General features: G+C 71.6%; 12 protein-coding genes. 7 read left to right on the top strand and 5 right to left on the bottom strand.

Annotation, left to right across the window (positions count from 1 at the left end):
• Positions 1-210: 210 nt before the first annotated feature.
• From OG587_RS17325 to OG587_RS17340, 4 genes are all read left to right on the top strand, one after another.
• The gene (locus OG587_RS17325) at positions 211-1,509 is read left to right on the top strand and encodes an aspartate aminotransferase family protein (protein ID WP_329091512.1); all 1,299 of its coding nucleotides are present in this window, start codon (positions 211-213) and stop codon (positions 1,507-1,509) included.
• Positions 1,506-3,011, top strand: a complete 1,506-nt coding sequence (locus OG587_RS17330) for a CoA-acylating methylmalonate-semialdehyde dehydrogenase (RefSeq protein ID WP_329091514.1) — start codon at positions 1,506-1,508, stop codon at positions 3,009-3,011. Before OG587_RS17325 ends, OG587_RS17330 begins: the two co-directional genes overlap by 4 nt.
• Before the next feature lie 175 nt (positions 3,012-3,186).
• A complete protein-coding gene (locus OG587_RS17335; RefSeq protein ID WP_329091516.1) occupies positions 3,187-4,419 on the top strand; it encodes an ABC transporter substrate-binding protein in 1,233 nt (410 codons plus the stop codon).
• A gap of 197 nt (positions 4,420-4,616) precedes the next feature.
• Positions 4,617-5,843: a saccharopine dehydrogenase family protein gene (locus OG587_RS17340; protein ID WP_329091517.1), complete on the top strand. Its 1,227-nt coding sequence runs from the start codon at positions 4,617-4,619 to the stop codon at positions 5,841-5,843.
• 304 nt (positions 5,844-6,147) lie between these two features.
• Here OG587_RS17340 and OG587_RS17345 read toward each other — a convergent pair whose 3' ends face one another.
• Both OG587_RS17345 and gabT read right to left on the bottom strand, forming a co-directional pair.
• A complete protein-coding gene (locus OG587_RS17345; protein WP_329091518.1) occupies positions 6,148-6,390 on the bottom strand; it encodes a hypothetical protein in 243 nt (80 codons plus the stop codon).
• Between the two features lie 244 nt (positions 6,391-6,634).
• Positions 6,635-7,987 (bottom strand): 4-aminobutyrate--2-oxoglutarate transaminase, encoded by a 1,353-nt coding sequence (gene gabT / locus OG587_RS17350; RefSeq protein WP_329091520.1) that lies wholly within the window; start codon positions 7,985-7,987, stop codon positions 6,635-6,637.
• A gap of 98 nt (positions 7,988-8,085) precedes the next feature.
• On the opposite strand from gabT, the gene OG587_RS17355 reads away from it, so the two are divergent.
• Entirely contained in the window at positions 8,086-9,546 is a 1,461-nt protein-coding gene (locus tag OG587_RS17355; protein ID WP_329091522.1) for a PucR family transcriptional regulator, read from the top strand.
• A 147-nt stretch (positions 9,547-9,693) separates the two neighbouring features.
• On the opposite strand, the gene OG587_RS17360 is transcribed toward OG587_RS17355, so the two are convergent.
• Positions 9,694-10,323, bottom strand: coding sequence for a TetR/AcrR family transcriptional regulator (locus tag OG587_RS17360; protein WP_329091523.1), 630 nt, complete (start codon positions 10,321-10,323; stop codon positions 9,694-9,696).
• Positions 10,324-10,536: 213 nt separating this feature from the next.
• Here OG587_RS17360 and OG587_RS17365 point away from each other — a divergent pair, with 213 nt between their 5' ends.
• Positions 10,537-11,964, top strand: a complete 1,428-nt coding sequence (locus OG587_RS17365) for an aldehyde dehydrogenase family protein (RefSeq protein WP_329091524.1) — start codon at positions 10,537-10,539, stop codon at positions 11,962-11,964.
• Positions 11,965-11,999: 35 nt separating this feature from the next.
• Here OG587_RS17365 and OG587_RS17370 read toward each other — a convergent pair whose 3' ends face one another.
• On the bottom strand, positions 12,000-13,061 hold the full coding sequence (locus OG587_RS17370; RefSeq protein WP_329091526.1) for a trypsin-like serine peptidase: 1,062 nt from the start codon (positions 13,059-13,061) through the stop codon (positions 12,000-12,002).
• A gap of 53 nt (positions 13,062-13,114) precedes the next feature.
• Positions 13,115-14,218, bottom strand: a complete 1,104-nt coding sequence (locus OG587_RS17375; RefSeq protein ID WP_329091528.1) for a trypsin-like serine peptidase — start codon at positions 14,216-14,218, stop codon at positions 13,115-13,117.
• Between the two features lie 234 nt (positions 14,219-14,452).
• Between OG587_RS17375 and dxr the strand changes: the two genes are divergently transcribed.
• Positions 14,453-15,637, top strand: coding sequence for a 1-deoxy-D-xylulose-5-phosphate reductoisomerase (gene dxr, locus OG587_RS17380; RefSeq protein WP_329091530.1), 1,185 nt, complete (start codon positions 14,453-14,455; stop codon positions 15,635-15,637).
• The last annotated feature ends 6 nt before the right edge of the window (positions 15,638-15,643 follow it).

Here is a 15,643-nt window from a genome sequence, read left to right on the forward strand (position 1 = left end):
GGGGGGTGCTCCGCCCGACCCTCCTGTGCGGCTCGCGCCATCCGTCGCGTGGCGCGAGCCGCACAGGTTCCCGCCACGGGGCGCGAGCCGCACGGGCCCTTCGGGGAAGGGGGTCCTCGCGGGCGAGGCCTGACAGTGTGATGGGTTACGCGAGAATATGCCGACATGTTGCAGGTATGAGCGATGGCGCCGAGAGGCGATACTCGAGGTATGTCGGACCTTCTTGCGCGCCATCGCGCGGTAATGCCCAACTGGCTGGCCCTTTACTACGACGAGCCCATCGAGATCGTCTCGGGCAAGGGCAACCGGGTCGTCGACGCGTCGGGCAAGAGCTACCTCGACTTCTTCGCGGGCATCCTGACCAACATGATCGGGTACGACGTGCCCGAGGTGCGGGAGGCCGTCGAGCGGCAGATCGCCACCGGCGTGGTGCACACCTCCACGCTCTACCTGCTGCGCGGCCAGGTCGAGCTGGCCGAGAAGATCGCCAGGCTCTCCGGCATCCCGGACGCGAAGGTCTTCTTCACCAACTCCGGCACCGAGGCCAACGAGACCGCGCTGCTGCTGGCGACCTACGCGCGCAAGTCCGACCAGGTGCTCGCCATGCGGCAGAGCTACCACGGCCGCTCCTTCGGCACGGTCGGCGTCACGAGCAACCGCGCGTGGAAGAACAACTCGCTGTCGCCGCTGAACGTGCACTTCCTGCACGGAGCCGACCGGCACCTCGCCCAGTTCCGCGGCCTGTCCGACGAGGGCTACATCGCGGCCTGCGTCGACGACCTGCGCCACGTGCTCTCCACCGCCGTCTCCAGCGACGTGGCGGCGCTGATCGCCGAGCCGATCCAGGGGGTGGGCGGTTTCACCATGGCCCCCGACGGGCTGTTCGCCGCCTACAAGGAGGTCCTCGACGCCGAGGGGATCCTGTTCGTCTCCGACGAGGTGCAGACCGGCTGGGGCCGTACCGGCTCGGCCTTCTTCGGCATCCAGAACCACGGCGTCACACCCGACATGATGACCTTCGCCAAGGGGCTGGGCAACGGCTTCGCGGTGGGAGGCGTCGTCGCCCGCGGCGACCTGATGGACAACCTCCACGCCGTCGGGCTGGCCACCTTCGGCGGCAACCCGATCTCCATGGCCGCCGCCAACGCCACCCTGGACTACGTCCTCGACCACGACTTGCAGGCGAACGCCGCCAGGACCGGCACCCTGATCATCAACGGGCTCCGTGAGGCGGCGCCGCGCCTGCCGATCGTCGGCGACGTCCGCGGCAAGGGCCTGATGTTCGCCGTCGAGCTGGTCGACCCGGCGACCGGCGAGCCCTCACCGGCCCTCGCCGGCCGGTTCATGGAGGAGACCAGGAAGTCCGGCCTGCTGGCGGGCAAGGGCGGCCTGAAGGGCAACGTGCTCCGGATGGCCCCGCCGCTCACCCTCACCCTCGACGAGGCCGCCGAGGGACTCGGGATCATCGTCAGCGCGCTCGAAACCATCAACGCCGAGGTCGTCTCGTGAAGAACGTCACCCACTGGATCGGCGGCGGCCCCGTCGAGGGCTCCGGCCGCACCTCGGAGATCTTCAACCCCGCGACCGGAGAGGTCGCCGGGCGGGTCCACCTCGCCTCCGTGGCCGAGGTCGACGCGGCCGTGGCCGCCGCCGTCGCGGCCTGGCCCGCCTGGCGGGACGCCTCGCTGGTCAAGCGCTCGCAGGTGCTGTTCCGCTTCCGCGAGCTGATGTACGCCAACCGCGACGAGCTCGCCCGGCTCATCTCCGAGGAGCACGGCAAGGTCCACTCCGATGCGCTGGGCGAGGTCGCCAGGGGCCTGGAGGTCGTGGAGTTCGCCTGCGGCATCCCGCACCTGCTCAAGGGCGGTTTCTCCGAGGGCGTCTCCACCCGGGTCGACTCCTACTCGATCCGGCAGCCGCTGGGCGTCGTCGCCGGGATCACCCCGTTCAACTTCCCGGCCATGGTGCCGATGTGGATGTTCCCGATCGCGATCGCCGCGGGCAACGCCTTCATCCTCAAGCCTTCGGAGAAGGACCCCTCCGCGTCGCTGCTGATGGCCTCGCTCTGGAAGGAGGCCGGGCTGCCCGACGGCGTCTTCGGCGTCGTCCAGGGTGACAAGGTGGCGGTGGACCGGCTGCTGGAGCACCCGGACGTGCGCGCGGTCTCGTTCGTCGGGTCCACGCCCATCGCCAGGTACGTATACGAGACCGGCACCTCCCACGGCAAGCGGGTCCAGGCGCTCGGCGGAGCCAAGAACCACATGCTGGTCCTGCCCGACGCAGACCTCGACCTCGTCGCCGACGCCGCGGTGTCGGCCGGTTTCGGCTCGGCGGGGGAGCGCTGCATGGCGATCTCCGTCGTGCTGGCCGTGGACCCGGTCGGGGACGAGCTGGTCGACAAGATCGTCTCCCGGGTCTCCGCGCTCACCGTCGGCCCCGGCGACGACCCGGCCTCCCAGATGGGCCCCCTCGTCACCGGGGTCCACCGCGACAAGGTCGTCTCCTACCTCGACCTGGGTGTCTCCGAGGGCGCGAAGCTCGTCGTGGACGGCCGCCTCACCCCCGTCCTGGGCGGCGGCGCCGCTCAGGAGACCCCCGGCTTCTGGCTGGGCCCCACGGTCCTCGACCACGTGCCCGCCGGTTCCCGGGTCCACCGGGAGGAGATCTTCGGCCCGGTGCTGTCGGTCGTCCGCGTCTCCTCGTACGAGGAGGGCCTGGAGCTGATCAACGGCGGCGAGTTCGGCAACGGCACCGCGGTCTTCACCAACGACGGCGGCGCGGCCCGGCGCTTCCAGAACGAGGTGGAGGTCGGCATGATCGGCATCAACGTGCCGATCCCGGTGCCGATGGCCTTCTACAGCTTCGGCGGCTGGAAGGCCTCACTCTTCGGTGACACCCACGTTCACGGGACCGAGGGCGTGCACTTCTACACCCGGGGCAAGGTCGTCACCTCCCGGTGGCTCGACCCGAGCCACGGGGGCGTCAACCTCGGCTTCCCGACCAACGGGTAGCCTCCGACCCGCGAGGCCCGCGCCCCTCCTGCCGGGGCGCGGGCCTCGCGTATTCTCCGGCCTCTCCGGTTCCGCCCGGCGCGGCGTGCCGATCCCGCGCGTCCGCGGGGCCCCGGGGCGGGTGCGGGCCGGTAGGCTCCCGGGCAGGTCGGTGGCGACGTCGGGAGGAAACCTCGTGGGCCTCGTGGGCAGGGACAGGCTCCGCCGGGCGCGTCTCGGAGCGCTGCTGGGAGTGGGCGGGCTGGCGCTCGCCGCCTGTGCCCAGGCGGGAGCCGCGAGCGCGGTGCCGCCGGTGCGCGGCCCCTCGCCCTCCGCCACGCCCGTGACACCCGCCTCCTCCGCCGCGACCCCCGGGGTCACCCCGGGCCCGACGCCGTCGGCGTCCATCGGCAGGGGCGAGGGCACGCTCCGGGTGCTCACCTTCCAGGGGTACGTCGAGTACGGCGGGACCAGCTCGCGGGTCAACTGGCTCACGCCCTTCGAGCGGGAGACCGGCTGCGTCGTCAGGCTCGACCGGGTCCGCACGAGCGAGGAGATGGCCGCCAGGTTCGCCACCGGCGCCTACGACGCCGTCTCGCCCGCCCCCGACCTGGCCGGGCTGCTGGTGGCGCAGGGGAAGGTGGCGCCGCTCGACACGGCGCTGGTCAAGGACTACAAACAGATCCCCAAGCGCCTGCGCGAGCTGTCCGGCCTGCGCGAGGACGGCAGGGTCTACGGCATCCCCTACCTGTGGGGGGTCAACCGGGTGGTCTACGAGGAGGGCAGGCCCGAGGGGTCGTCGGCCCTCTACGGGACGTCTCCGGCGGCGATCAGGAACAGCCCGCTGAGCATCGCCGACGCCGCGCTCGCCCTCGGAGAGACGCGTCCCGAGCTGAAGACCGAGGATCCGTTCCAGCTCACCTCCGCCCAGCTCGACGCCGCCGTGCGGCTCCTCGCCGCAGGCGACGGCCCCGACCGGGTCTACTGGGACGGCTCGCTCGACCTGGTCAGGGCCCTGTCGGCGGGACCGGTGCGGATCGCCCAGGCCCTCCCGTACCACCTGGACCTCTTCCGGCGCGCGGGCCGGCCGATGAAGGCGCTGGAGGGGGTGCCGATGACCGGGTGGGTCGACTCGTGGATGCTCGCGGCCAGGCCCGCCAGCCCGAACTGCGCCTACCGGTGGCTGAACTGGGTGAGTTCGGCGTCGGCGCAGCGCCCCGCCGCGGCCTGGACCGGGCTCGCCCCGGCCAACCCGGAGGCATGCGGCGGTCACGCCCGCCGGATGTGCGAGGTCTACCACGTGCGGGACAAGCGGTGGTTGCGCGACGTCGTCTTCGCCACCCGCCCGACACGCGACTGCGGGGGGCAGGGCGGGGAGTGCACCGACTACACCGACTGGGCGGAGCGCTGGAAGCAGCTCCTGAAGTGACCGGTTCCCCGCCGGTCCGAGCCTGACGGGCCGCGGGCCCGTCCTTTCCCGCCGCGGCGCTCTTCCCCTGCCATGCCCGAATGCTTCGCGTCTTGCCACGTTTTTCGTTGCCGTGATCGCTTTTGGCGATGGATTCAGTGGGAAAATCATGGTCTCGCTATCGACTGGTTGACCAGTCAGTGGGTAGGCTGGCCGCCATGAGAATCCTTCTTGTTGGAGCGGGCGGCGTCGGTTCCGCCGTCGTGCCGATCGCCGCACGCCGAGATTTCTTCGAACACATCGTGGTCGCCGACTCCCAACAGGACCGGGCCGCCGCCGTCGTGGCCAGGATCGCGGACCCGCGCTTCAGCGCCATCGGGCTGGACGCCTCCGACCGGGCGGCGGTCGAGGCCGCCCTCGCCGAGCACCGCTGCGACGTGCTCTTCAACGCGGTGGACCCCCGCTTCACCATGTCCCTGTTCGAGGCGGCGCTCAACGCCGGGGTCCGCTACCTCGACATGGCGATGTCGCTCTCACGGCCCCACCCGCGCAGGCCGTACGAGCTGACCGGGGTGAAGCTCGGCGACGAGCAGTTCGCCCTGTCCGAGGCCTGGCGCCGGAAGGGCGGGCTGGCGCTGGTCGGGATGGGCGTGGAGCCGGGGCTGGCCGACGTGTTCGCGCGCTACGCCGCCGAGCACCTGTTCGAGAGCATCGAGGAGATCGGCATCCGCGACGGCTCCAACCTGGTGGTCGACGGCTACGACTTCGCGCCGACGTTCTCCATCTGGACGACCATCGAGGAGTGCCTCAACCCGCCGGTGATCTGGGAGAACGGCGACTGGCACACCACCGAGCCGTTCAGCGAGCCCGAGATGTTCGACTTCCCCGAGGGGATCGGGCCGGTCGAGTGCGTCAACGTCGAGCACGAGGAGGTGCTCCTCGTGCCCCGCTACATCGACGCCAAGCGGGTGACGTTCAAGTACGGCCTGGGGGAGGAGTTCATCGGGGTCCTGAAGACCCTGCACAAGCTCGGCCTGGACAGCGCGGAAAAGATCAAGGTGGGCGGCGTCGAGGCCTCGCCGCGCGACATGGTCGCGGCCAGCCTCCCAGACCCGGCCACGCTCGGCGACCGGATGCGGGGCAAGACCTGCGCCGGGACCTGGGTGAAGGGCGTGGGCAAGGACGGCGCGCCGCGCGAGGTCTACCTCTACCACGTGGTCGACAACGAGTGGTCGATGCGGGAGTACGGCTGCCAGGCCGTGGTCTGGCAGACGGCCGTGCACCCGGTGGTCGCCCTGGAGTTGCTGGCCACCGGCGCCTGGTCGGGCAGCGGGGTGCTCGGCCCCGAGGCGTTCGACGCGGTGCCCTTCCTGGAGCTGCTCAACGCCTACGGCTCGCCGTGGGGCATGCGCGACGAGATCCCCAGGACGCTCCTGTCCGCCTGACGTTTCTCGACTTACTTCGTAAAGGCGGTCCGGGGTGGCGTCCGGAATTCCGGGTCCGGGATTCGGGCCGTGCCGGCGCCGCGAAGACGGTCCGGGCGACGCCCTCGGCCGTACGGTGGCTCGGTCCCGGGCGCGGGCGTGTTCTGGTGTTCCGGTGCTCTGGTGCTCCGATGTTCCGGTGGTTCGATGTGGAGAAACTACCGGATTGGCCGGTTCGGCTGAGTCGCTTCCGGCGGGCCGCCGGGTGAGCCGGTTCCGGTGGCCGGTGCGGGCTCGCACCGGCCGTCGGAGAGGTTCGGCGGGTTCAGAAGAAGGCCACGCGCCGGGGCCGGGAGCGGGTGTCGTCCTGCTGCGGCAGCAGCGCGTCGGCGCACTCCGGGCAGGCGAAGAGGGCTGTGCCGTCGGGAAGGCGGCCGATCCTGATCCGCGGGCGGGGCCACTTCTTGTGGCAGGCCACGCAGGCGTCGCCCTCACGCTGGGTGCGGGTCAGCCCCTCGGGATCGAAGGTCATCGTGACGTGTGCCGTTCTGGGCGGCCCCCAGTTCATCTACATACCTCCGGCGTGGAGACTCCTTGTCTTCTCCCGTGGCTCGGCCGCGGGGAGGACGTCGACACGTTTCCTGTCTTGATCGCGCACTTTCATATCGGAACCGTTATAACGCGGTCACGATCCGTGATCGCTGTGGCGGATGTCAAGCGGTGGTTAAATCACGGCCTACATGCGGGCCGTATAACGGCAAAAGGGACACTCGGCATCAAGCCGGGTGCCCCTTTTGGTGTGTTCTAAACGGTCAGACCTCGTTCATGGCCTTCTCCAGGATCGCGAGACCCTCCTCCAGGAGATGGTCGGGGATGACCAGTGGGGGCAGGAAGCGCAGCACGTTGCCGTAGGTGCCCGCGGTCAGCACGACCAGGCCCTCGGCGTGACACCTCCTGGCGATCTCGCCCGCCGCCGTGGGGTGCGGCTCCTTGGTGCCGGGGACGACCAGCTCGATGGCGATCATGGCGCCCCGGCCGCGCACGTCGCCGATCACCGGGTTCCGCTCCGCCATGGCGCGCAGCCGGGGAAGCATGGTCTCGCCGATGCGGCGGGCCTTCCCGGTCAGGTCGTCGGCCTCGATGGTCTCCATCACGCCCAGTGCGGCCTCGCAGGCGAGCGGGTTGCCGCCGTAGGTGCCGCCCAGCCCACCCACGTGGACCCTGTCGAGGATCTCGGCGCGGCCGGTGACGGCGGCCAGCGGCAGGCCGCCCGCGATGCCCTTGGCGGTGACGATGATGTCGGGCACGATGCCCTCGTCCTCGCAGGCGAACAGGTGGCCCGTGCGGGAGAAGCCGGTCTGGACCTCGTCGGCGACGAAGACGATGCCGTTGTCGCGGCAGAACTCCAGGATCCTCGGCAGGAAGCCCCTGGCGGGCTCGATGAAGCCGCCCTCGCCCGAGATCGGCTCGATCACCACGGCGGCGACGTTCTCGGCGCCGATCTCCTTGGTGATCTGGTCGATCGCCTGGGCGGCGGCCTCCTCGGCGCAGTTCTCCGGGCCGGTGGGCCAGCGGAAGGGGTAGGCCAGCGGCACCCGGTGGACCTCGGGGGCGAACGGCCCGAAACCATGCTTGTACGGCATGTTCTTGGCGGTCAGCGTCATCGTCAGCAGGGTCCGGCCGTGGTAGCCGTGCTCGAAGACGACGACCGCCTGGCGGCCGGTGGCGTGGCGGGCGACCTTGACCGCGTTCTCCACGGCCTCGGCGCCGCTGTTGAGCAGGAAGGTGCGCTTCTCGTGGTCGCCGGGGGTGATCTCGTTGAGCTTCTCGGCGACCCGCACGTACGACTCGTACGGCGTGATCATGAAGCAGGTGTGGGTGAAGTCCGCGACCTGCCTGCTCACCCGCTCGACGACGCGCGGGGCGGAGTTGCCGACCCCGGTCACCGCGATGCCGGACCCGAAGTCGATCAGCGAGTTGCCGTCGGCGTCGACCATGACACCGCCTCCGGCGTGCGTCACGAAGACGGGCAGCGTGGTGCCGATGCCCGGCGGTACGGCGGCCTGCTTGCGCGCGAGCAGCTCGCGGGACTTCGGGCCGGGAATCTCGGTGACGAGGCGGCGCTCCTGCGGAAGCGAGGGGCCGCCCTCGGTGACGGTGCTCATGATGCGAAGCTATGTCGCGAATGCCGGTGTGCCGATGATGCACTATGGCAAAATTGCAGGGAGCAGAATAGACATAACGGATAAAAACGGGGGTGGTCGTGGCGCCGAGACTGAGCACCGTCGTACGACGGCTTCCGCTCGGACTCGTCGTCCTCGCCGGGCGGGAGGCGCTCGACCGGCCGGTGCGCTGGGTGGCGGTCAGCGAGCTGGAGGACCCCACCCCGTTCCTCGAGGGCGGCGAACTGGTCCTGACCACGGGCATGCGCCTGGACGCCCGCAACGCCGCCCCCTACGTCGGGCGCCTGGTCGCCAGGGGGGTCGCCGGGCTCGGGTTCGGTGTCGGGCTCGGGCACGAGACGATCCCCGAGGCGCTGGTCGAGGCCGCCGCGCGGGCCGGGCTGCCACTGGTCGAGGTGCCGCGCGACACCCCGTTCGTCGCCATCGGCAAGGCCGTCAGCGAGCTGATCGCCGCCGAGCAGTACGACGAGCTCAGCAGGGCCTTCGCCGCCCAGGGCCGCCTCACCCGCGCCGCGCTGCGCCCGGAGGGCCCCCGCGCGGTGATCGACCGCCTGGCCCGCGAACTGGGCGGCTGGGCGATCCTGCTCGACGAGGCGGGGGCCGTACGGCACCTGGCGGGCAAGGGCGCCGCGGCTGCGGTCGGAGACCTCGGCCCCGAGCTGGAGCGGCTGAGAAGGATCACGAGCCGGGGCGCTCCCGCGAGCGTGGCCCTCTCCTCGCCCGAGGAGCACGTCATCGTGCGGCCGCTCGGGGCCCGCCGCGTCAGGGGATTCCTCGCCGTCGGCATCGGCCGGTCCTTCACCCCGGTCGCGCACACCGTGGTCAACGCCGCCGCGTCCCTGCTGACGCTCGCCGCCGAGCACGGCGGGGAGCACCTGGCCGCCGAGCGCCGGGTCCGCTCCGCGGTGCTGCGGCTGCTGCTGGCCGGGCAGGTGGAGGCCGGGTGCGAGACGCTGGAGCGGCTGGGGGAGCGGCTCGACGGCGAGCCGCTGGTGGCGGTCGCCTGCGCCGGGGAGCCGGAGGTGGTGCTGGAGGCCGCCGGGGGCGAGTTCGCGGCGGCCGACGGCGACCGGGTGGTCCTGCTGGTCCCGGCCTCGCGGGCCGGTGCCGTGGCCACGGCGCTCGGCGAGCACGGCCCCGTCGGGGTCGGTGGCCCGGCGGGTCTCGGTGATCTGCGCGCGGGGCTCGACCAGGCCGACCGGGCGCTCGCCGCGGCCAGGCGCGGCACCGCGCGGGTGGTGCGTTTCGCCGACCTGGCGGGCCAGGGACTGCTCTCCCTGTTCGACCCCGGCGTGGCGGAGGCGTTCTCCTCCGCGCTGCTCGCCCCGCTCAGGGAGTACGGCTCGCGCGCGGACCTGCTGGGGTCGCTGCGCGCCTACCTGGACTGCAACGGCCACTGGGACGCGGCGGCGCAGCGGCTCGGGGTGCACCGCCACACCCTGCGCTACCGCATGCGCCGGGTCGCGGAGCTGGTCGGCCGCGACCTTGAGGACCCCGCGGTCCGCGCCGAGCTCTGGGTCGCCCTGGCCGTCGTCAGGTGACACGCCGCGCGGGCGGAGGCGGGGGCTCTGCCGAGGGGCGTTGTCAGGATGAGCCGTGACCGCTGCTTTCGCCCGAAAGGCGGCGGAGACAGCGGAATCGGGGAGCGCCGTCGGGGGCGACCGCCGGGTTCGGAGAGCGCCGTCGGGTCAGTGGCGGTCGACCACCAGGTAGCGGGAGATGACGGCGTAGGTGACCGTTTCGTAGGTGCCGCTGTCGCGCAGGTGCCCGGCACGTTCCAGGCTGATCGCGCCCTGGGCGGCGGCCCACACGGCGTCGGCGATCTTCCTGGGCTGGGTGGGGACGATGTATCCGGCCGAGATGCAGTCGGCGATCACCCGGTCGAGGATGTTCAGCGCCGCGCGGGCGAGGGTCCTGGCCCGCTCGCTCGGTACGAAGCCGGGGATCGCGCGCTCGAACATCAGGGCGTAGTAGCCGGGCTCGTCCAGCGCGGCCTCCCGGTAGACGGGGCCCAGCGCGATGAGGTGCTCCAGGGCGTCCTTGCGCGAGGGGACGGCCTCCAGGCGGCGCCGGAAACGCTCGAAGCCTTCCAGGTACAGCGCCTCGGCCAGGCCCTCCTTGCTGCCGAACATGGTGTAGATGACGGTCGTCGAGCAGCCCGCCTCGGTGGCGATGCGGCGCATCGACAGGCTCTCCGGCCCGATGGTGACCAGCAACTGGCTGGCGACGTCGAGCAGCCTGGCGCGAAGCTCGTCCTGAGATGCCCGCTCACCGACCAGGTAGGCACCCTGAAGGCCGCGCGGCGCCGAGGAGGTCATGCGCCCACGCCCTTCCAGTCTCATCGTCCATTCGGTGACTTAGCCAGGGTGAAGATCATTCAAACCGGCACCTTGTAATGAATATCCCCGAATACCCCTGTTTTCGTTACAGGGAACGTGCGGACGGGTTTTATGCGGAACGGCGTACCGGTACGGGGCTGTTGTGCGGAGTGGAGTAAGGCCGCTCCCGCGCCGGTGACATAGCGTCGGGGTATGGACGTGCGCTCCTTCTGGCTCGCCGGACGCCCCGCCAGGGGCGAGGCCGAGCTCACCGTGACCAACCCGCATGACGGCCGTGTCGTCGCCGTCTGCTCCGTGCCGACCGACGGCCAGGTCGAGGAGGCCGTCGCCGCCGCGGCGGCCGTGCGGAAACGGGCCGCCGCGCTCCCGATCCACGTACGGGCCGAGGCCCTCGCGCACGTCTCGCGCCGCCTGGCCGAGCGCGCCGACGAGATCGCCGCCCTGATCACCGCCGAGAACGGCAAGCCGATCTTCTGGGCCCGCGGCGAGGTCGGCCGCGCGGTCTCCACCTTCAGGTTCGCGGCCGAGGAGACCCGCCGCCTCGGCGGCGAGACCGTGCGCCTGGACACCGAGGCCGCCTCCGCGGGCCGCCTCGCCTACGTCTCGCGGGTTCCGCACGGCCCGATCCTGGGCATCAGCCCGTTCAACTTCCCGCTCAACCTGGTGGCGCACAAGGTGGCCCCCGCCATCGCCGTCGGTGCCCCGATCGTCCTCAAACCCGCCCCGGCGACGCCGGTCTCCTCGCTGGTCCTGGGCGAGATCCTGGCCGAGACCGACCTGCCGGAGGGCATGTTCTCCGTGCTCCCCGTGCCCAACGACCGCGCCGGCGCGCTGGTCGAGGACCCGCGCCTGCCGGTCGTCTCCTTCACGGGCTCGGCCCCCGTGGGGTACGCGATCATCGACCGGGTTCCGCGCAAGCACGTGACCCTGGAGCTCGGCGGCAACGCCGCGGCGGTCGTGCTCGCCGACGCCGACCTCGACTGGGCCGCCTCGCGGATCGCGCTGTTCTCCAACTACCAGGCCGGTCAGAGCTGCATCGCCGTCCAGCGGGTGATCGTCGAGGCGTCGATTTACGACGACTTCGTGGCCCGGCTCGTCCCGGCCGTCGAGGCCCTGGTCACCGGCGACCCCGCCGACGAGAAGACGCAGGTCGGGCCGCTCGTGTCGGCCGAGGCCGCCGAGCGCGTGGAGCAGTGGGTCGGCGAGGCCGTCTCGGCGGGCGCCCGCCTGCTGACCGGCGGCACCCGCGACGGCGCCACGTTCGCGCCGACCGTGCTCGCCGACGTGCCGGCCGACGCCAAGGTCTCCCGCGAGGAGGTCTTCGGCCCCGTGATGGTCGTCCAGAGGGTGTCCGGGGTGGACGAGGCGTTCGCCGCGGTCAACGACTCCAGGTACGGCCTGCAGGCCGGGGTGTTCACCCGCAGCCTCGACAACGCCTTCCGGGCCAACCGGGAGCTCGAGGTCGGCGGTGTGATCATCGGTGACGTGCCGTCGTACCGCGCCGACCAGATGCCCTACGGAGGGGTCAAGGACTCGGGCGTCGGGCGCGAGGGCCTCCGCTCGGCCATCGCCGACTTCACCTACGAGAAGGTCATGGTCCTCACCGGCCTCACCCTCTGAACCGGTCGCGTCTCAGCGCAGCCTCCGCGCCGGTGTCACGACGCGGAGGCCGTGGCGTAGAGGGTCTTGGCGGAGTCGCCGAAGTAGGGGCCGTACATGGTGTGGCGGTCGTCGCTGTACTTGAAACTGCTGACCGAGACGATCGTGCCCCGGCCGGTGGAGGCGTCGAAGCCGCTCAGCCATGGACCCCCGCTGGATCCGGCGGTCATGTCGCAGCGCATGCCCTGGTCGCCGGTCTGCCCGTTCGGGTCGTCGCGGAGCGGGCCCGCGCAGTAGACCAGGTGCTCGCCGTCGTAGGGCGCGTCGGCGGGAAAGCCGAAACCGCTGGCGAGGCGTCCCCTGGGAGCGCCGAAGGCGATGTCCTGGCCGCCGACGGTGTCGCCGAGGTGCTCGCCGCCGCTGGTGTTGACCGCCACCATGCCGATGTCGTGGCTGTCGTCGCCCTGACGCGACCAGGGGCCCGCGACGAACATGCGGCGCGCGGTGTACTGCCCGTACGGGCGGCGGCCCTGGCTGTAGCCGGGGACGAAGGTCCAGTTGTCGGCCCAGGCGCCGGTGCCGTCCTTGACGCAGTGGCCGGCGGTCACCACCAAGTCCTTGTTGGCGCTTTTGACCGAGCTCGCCGAGCACACGAAGTCGCTGCCCTTGATGGTGAGGAACACCCGCCCCGTGGTGCGCCCCACCGCCCCGCCGGAGGTCCAGCGGGCGCCCGCGGTGCGGGACGCGGCGCCGTGCGGGCTCCGGCGGGGGGCGAACCCCCGCCCGGCGGCGGAGAGCCGCCTGAGCAACCCGGTGACCTTGGCGAGCCGGTCGATGGGGAGCGCCGAGGCCATCCGGCGGGGGGTCCAGTAGCCGAGCACGCGTTTCCGCTCCGACGCGGTGGGAGCGGTGGCGCGCTCGACGACGTCCGGCATGCCGGACGCCGCGACTGTTCCGGTTTTCCCGGTTCTTTCTGTGGAGGGGGAGACGGGGGTCTTCGCGGCCCGCTGCCCGGACTCGGTGGCCGGCTGCCAGGTGGCCGTCGCGCCGGTCGCCGGGGCGCTCAGCAATCCGGCGACGAGCGGGACGGCCGCAAGCAGGGGAAGGCTTGAGGTCATGAAACCCGAGTTTGCACTACGAGGGGTGTTCTTGTGATTACTTTTGGTGAATATCAGGGGGTGCCGGTGGTCTGGGCCGCCTCGTAGACGGCCCGCGCCTCGGTCCCGAAGTAGGGGCCGAACATCCAGCCGGCGGCGAAGCCGTACTTGAAGCTGTTCACCGAGTTCAGGGTGCCCAGGCCGGTGCGTTCGTTGAAGGTGAGGAACCAGGGGCCGCCGCTCGACCCGCCGGTCATGTCGCAGTTCAGCCCGATGTCGCGGGACATCAGGAAGTCGTCGAACGCGCGCCCGGCGCAGTAGACCAGCTTGGATCCGTCGTACGGGCCGGCCGCCGGGTAGCCGAAGGAGTGCATCTGCTGGCGGCGCCCCTGGTTGAAGGAGACGCCCTGGCCGCCGACCACGTCGGTCAGCGACCTGCCGTTCAGCGGGGCCACCACGGCCGAGGCCACGTCGTAGTTGACGTCCTCGCTGTTGTTCCACTGCGGGGTGGTGTAGAGGGTGGTCGCCACCCACGTGCCGTGGGGCCGGTTGCCGTTCTGGTAGCCCGGCACGAAGACCCAGTTGTCGTGGAAGGCGCCGCCCATCCTCACGCAGTGCCCCGCTGTGATCACGGTGCTCTTGTTCTCGCTGGTCACCGCGCTCGCCGAGCATGAGGCGTTGCGGCCCTGGTAGGTGAAGAACACGCGGCCCGCGGTCTTGACGATCGCCCCGCCGCGGGTCCACGCCGCGCCGGTGGAGGTGCGGGCCGCCGCCGAACCCTTGGTGACCGTGACGGTGTCGCCGCCGGGCTCGGTCGCGGGGACGGAGACGGGGTCGGCCGCGGTCTGGGCCGCGAGCGCCCCCGCGGTGAGCCGGGCGCCGTCCTTCTCGGGGACGAGGGCGGCGAGCGGCCGGGCCGCCTCCATCTTCGCCTCGGTCCAGTAGCGCTGGACGGTCTGCTGCTCCTTCTTGGTGTCGGCCGCCTCCTCCTCGACCGGCTGGGGAACGGCCCGCGCCGCGGTGACGCCGCCCCCGCCCGCGCCCGCCGCGCCCGCTGTGGCACCCGCGCCGGCGCCCGCCGTGGCATCCGCCGTGGCGCCGTGCGCGATCGTCGTGGAGAGCAGGGTGCTTCCCGCGATGGCGGTGAGAATAGGGATGAGCCGTGCCGTGCGCCGCATATGTACCTCCCGAGGGCCTGTTGCTGTTCCGGGAAGCTAGTGCGCTATACATACGCATTTCTCAGGCTTTACAACTATTGATATGACTAAATTCGGACTTAAGTGTTGCCTTTTATCGCACGTTCCACGGCTAACAGATTTTCGCCGTGATCCGGCCTGATCCAGACTGATCCGGCCCGGTACGGCCTGGTACGGCTGATTCGACAGCGCGGTCCGAGCCGGGAGAATGGGACGGTGCAGTCAGACACCGTCCGTTCCGTCGTCCTGCTCGGCTCGACCGGGTCCATCGGGACCCAGTCCCTCGACGTCATCGCCCGCAACCCCGCCAGGCTCCGGGTGGTCGCGCTGGCCGCCTACGGTGGCCGGATCGACCTGCTGGCCAGGCAGGCGGCCGAGTTCCGGCCCGACGTGGTCGCCGTCGCCGACCCCTCCGCGGTGCCGGAGCTGCGCGAGGCCCTGGCCGCGCACGGGGTGGGCGCGCGGGTGCTGGCCGGGCCCGAGGGGGTGGCGGAGGCCGCCGCCTGGCCCGCCGACGTCGTCCTCAACGGCATCACCGGGGCGCTGGGGCTGACCTCCACGCTGGCCGCGCTGGAGGCGGGCCGGGTGCTCGCGCTCGCCAACAAGGAATCGCTGATCGTCGGCGGGCCGCTGGTGAAGCGCCTGGCCAAACCCGGTCAGCTGATCCCGGTCGACTCCGAGCACGCCGCGCTGGCCCAGTGCCTGTGGGCGGCGGGGCCCACCGGCCCCGACGCCTCCGCCGTGCGCCGCCTGGTCGTCACCGCGAGCGGCGGGCCCTTCCGCGGCAGGTCGCGCGCGGACCTCGCCGACGTGACCCCCGAGCAGGCCCTCGCCCATCCCACCTGGTCGATGGGGCCGGTCATCACGGTGAATTCCGCCACACTCGTCAACAAGGGCCTCGAGGTCATCGAGGCCCACCTGCTCTTCGACATCGGCTTCGACCGCATCGAGGTCGTCGTCCACCCGCAGTCGGTCATCCACTCGATGGTCGAGTTCGTCGACGGCTCGACCATCGCCCAGGCCAGCCCGCCGGACATGCGCCTGCCCATCGCGCTGGCCCTCGGCTGGCCCGAGCGGGTCGCCGGCGCCTCCCCGGCGGTCGACTGGACCACCGCCCACACCTGGACGTTCGAGCCGCTCGACGACGAGGCCTTCCCCGCCGTCGCGCTGGCCCGGCGGGTCGGCGAGGCCGGCGGCACGGCCCCGGCCGTCTACAACGCCGCCAACGAGGTCTGTGTCGAGGCCTTCATGGCCGGGCGCCTTCCCTTCCCCGGCATCGTCGACACCGTGGCGGCGGTGGTCTCCGAGCACACCGTGACCGAGGCCGGTTCGGTCGCCGAGGTGCTCGATGCCGACTCCTGGGCGCGGATACGGGCACGCGAGCTCACCGGGACTGCCTAGACTGAT

This window comes from Streptosporangium sp. NBC_01469 (assembly GCF_036227305.1).
GTDB lineage: Bacteria > Actinomycetota > Actinomycetes > Streptosporangiales > Streptosporangiaceae > Streptosporangium.

What these genes read in the sequence shown, in the direction of transcription:
- OG587_RS17370 (WP_329091526.1), bottom strand. Translation starts at nt 13,061, where the DNA reads ATGACCTCAAGCCTTCCCCTGCTTGCGGCCGTCCCGCTCGTCGCCGGA.
- gabT (WP_329091520.1), bottom strand. Translation starts at nt 7,987, where the DNA reads ATGAGCACCGTCACCGAGGGCGGCCCCTCGCTTCCGCAGGAGCGCCGC.
- OG587_RS17375 (WP_329091528.1), bottom strand. Translation starts at nt 14,218, where the DNA reads ATGCGGCGCACGGCACGGCTCATCCCTATTCTCACCGCCATCGCGGGA.
- OG587_RS17365 (WP_329091524.1), top strand. Translation starts at nt 10,537, where the DNA reads ATGGACGTGCGCTCCTTCTGGCTCGCCGGACGCCCCGCCAGGGGCGAG.
- OG587_RS17325 (WP_329091512.1), top strand. Translation starts at nt 211, where the DNA reads ATGTCGGACCTTCTTGCGCGCCATCGCGCGGTAATGCCCAACTGGCTG.
- OG587_RS17340 (WP_329091517.1), top strand. Translation starts at nt 4,617, where the DNA reads ATGAGAATCCTTCTTGTTGGAGCGGGCGGCGTCGGTTCCGCCGTCGTG.
- OG587_RS17360 (WP_329091523.1), bottom strand. Translation starts at nt 10,323, where the DNA reads ATGACCTCCTCGGCGCCGCGCGGCCTTCAGGGTGCCTACCTGGTCGGT.
- OG587_RS17345 (WP_329091518.1), bottom strand. Translation starts at nt 6,390, where the DNA reads ATGAACTGGGGGCCGCCCAGAACGGCACACGTCACGATGACCTTCGAT.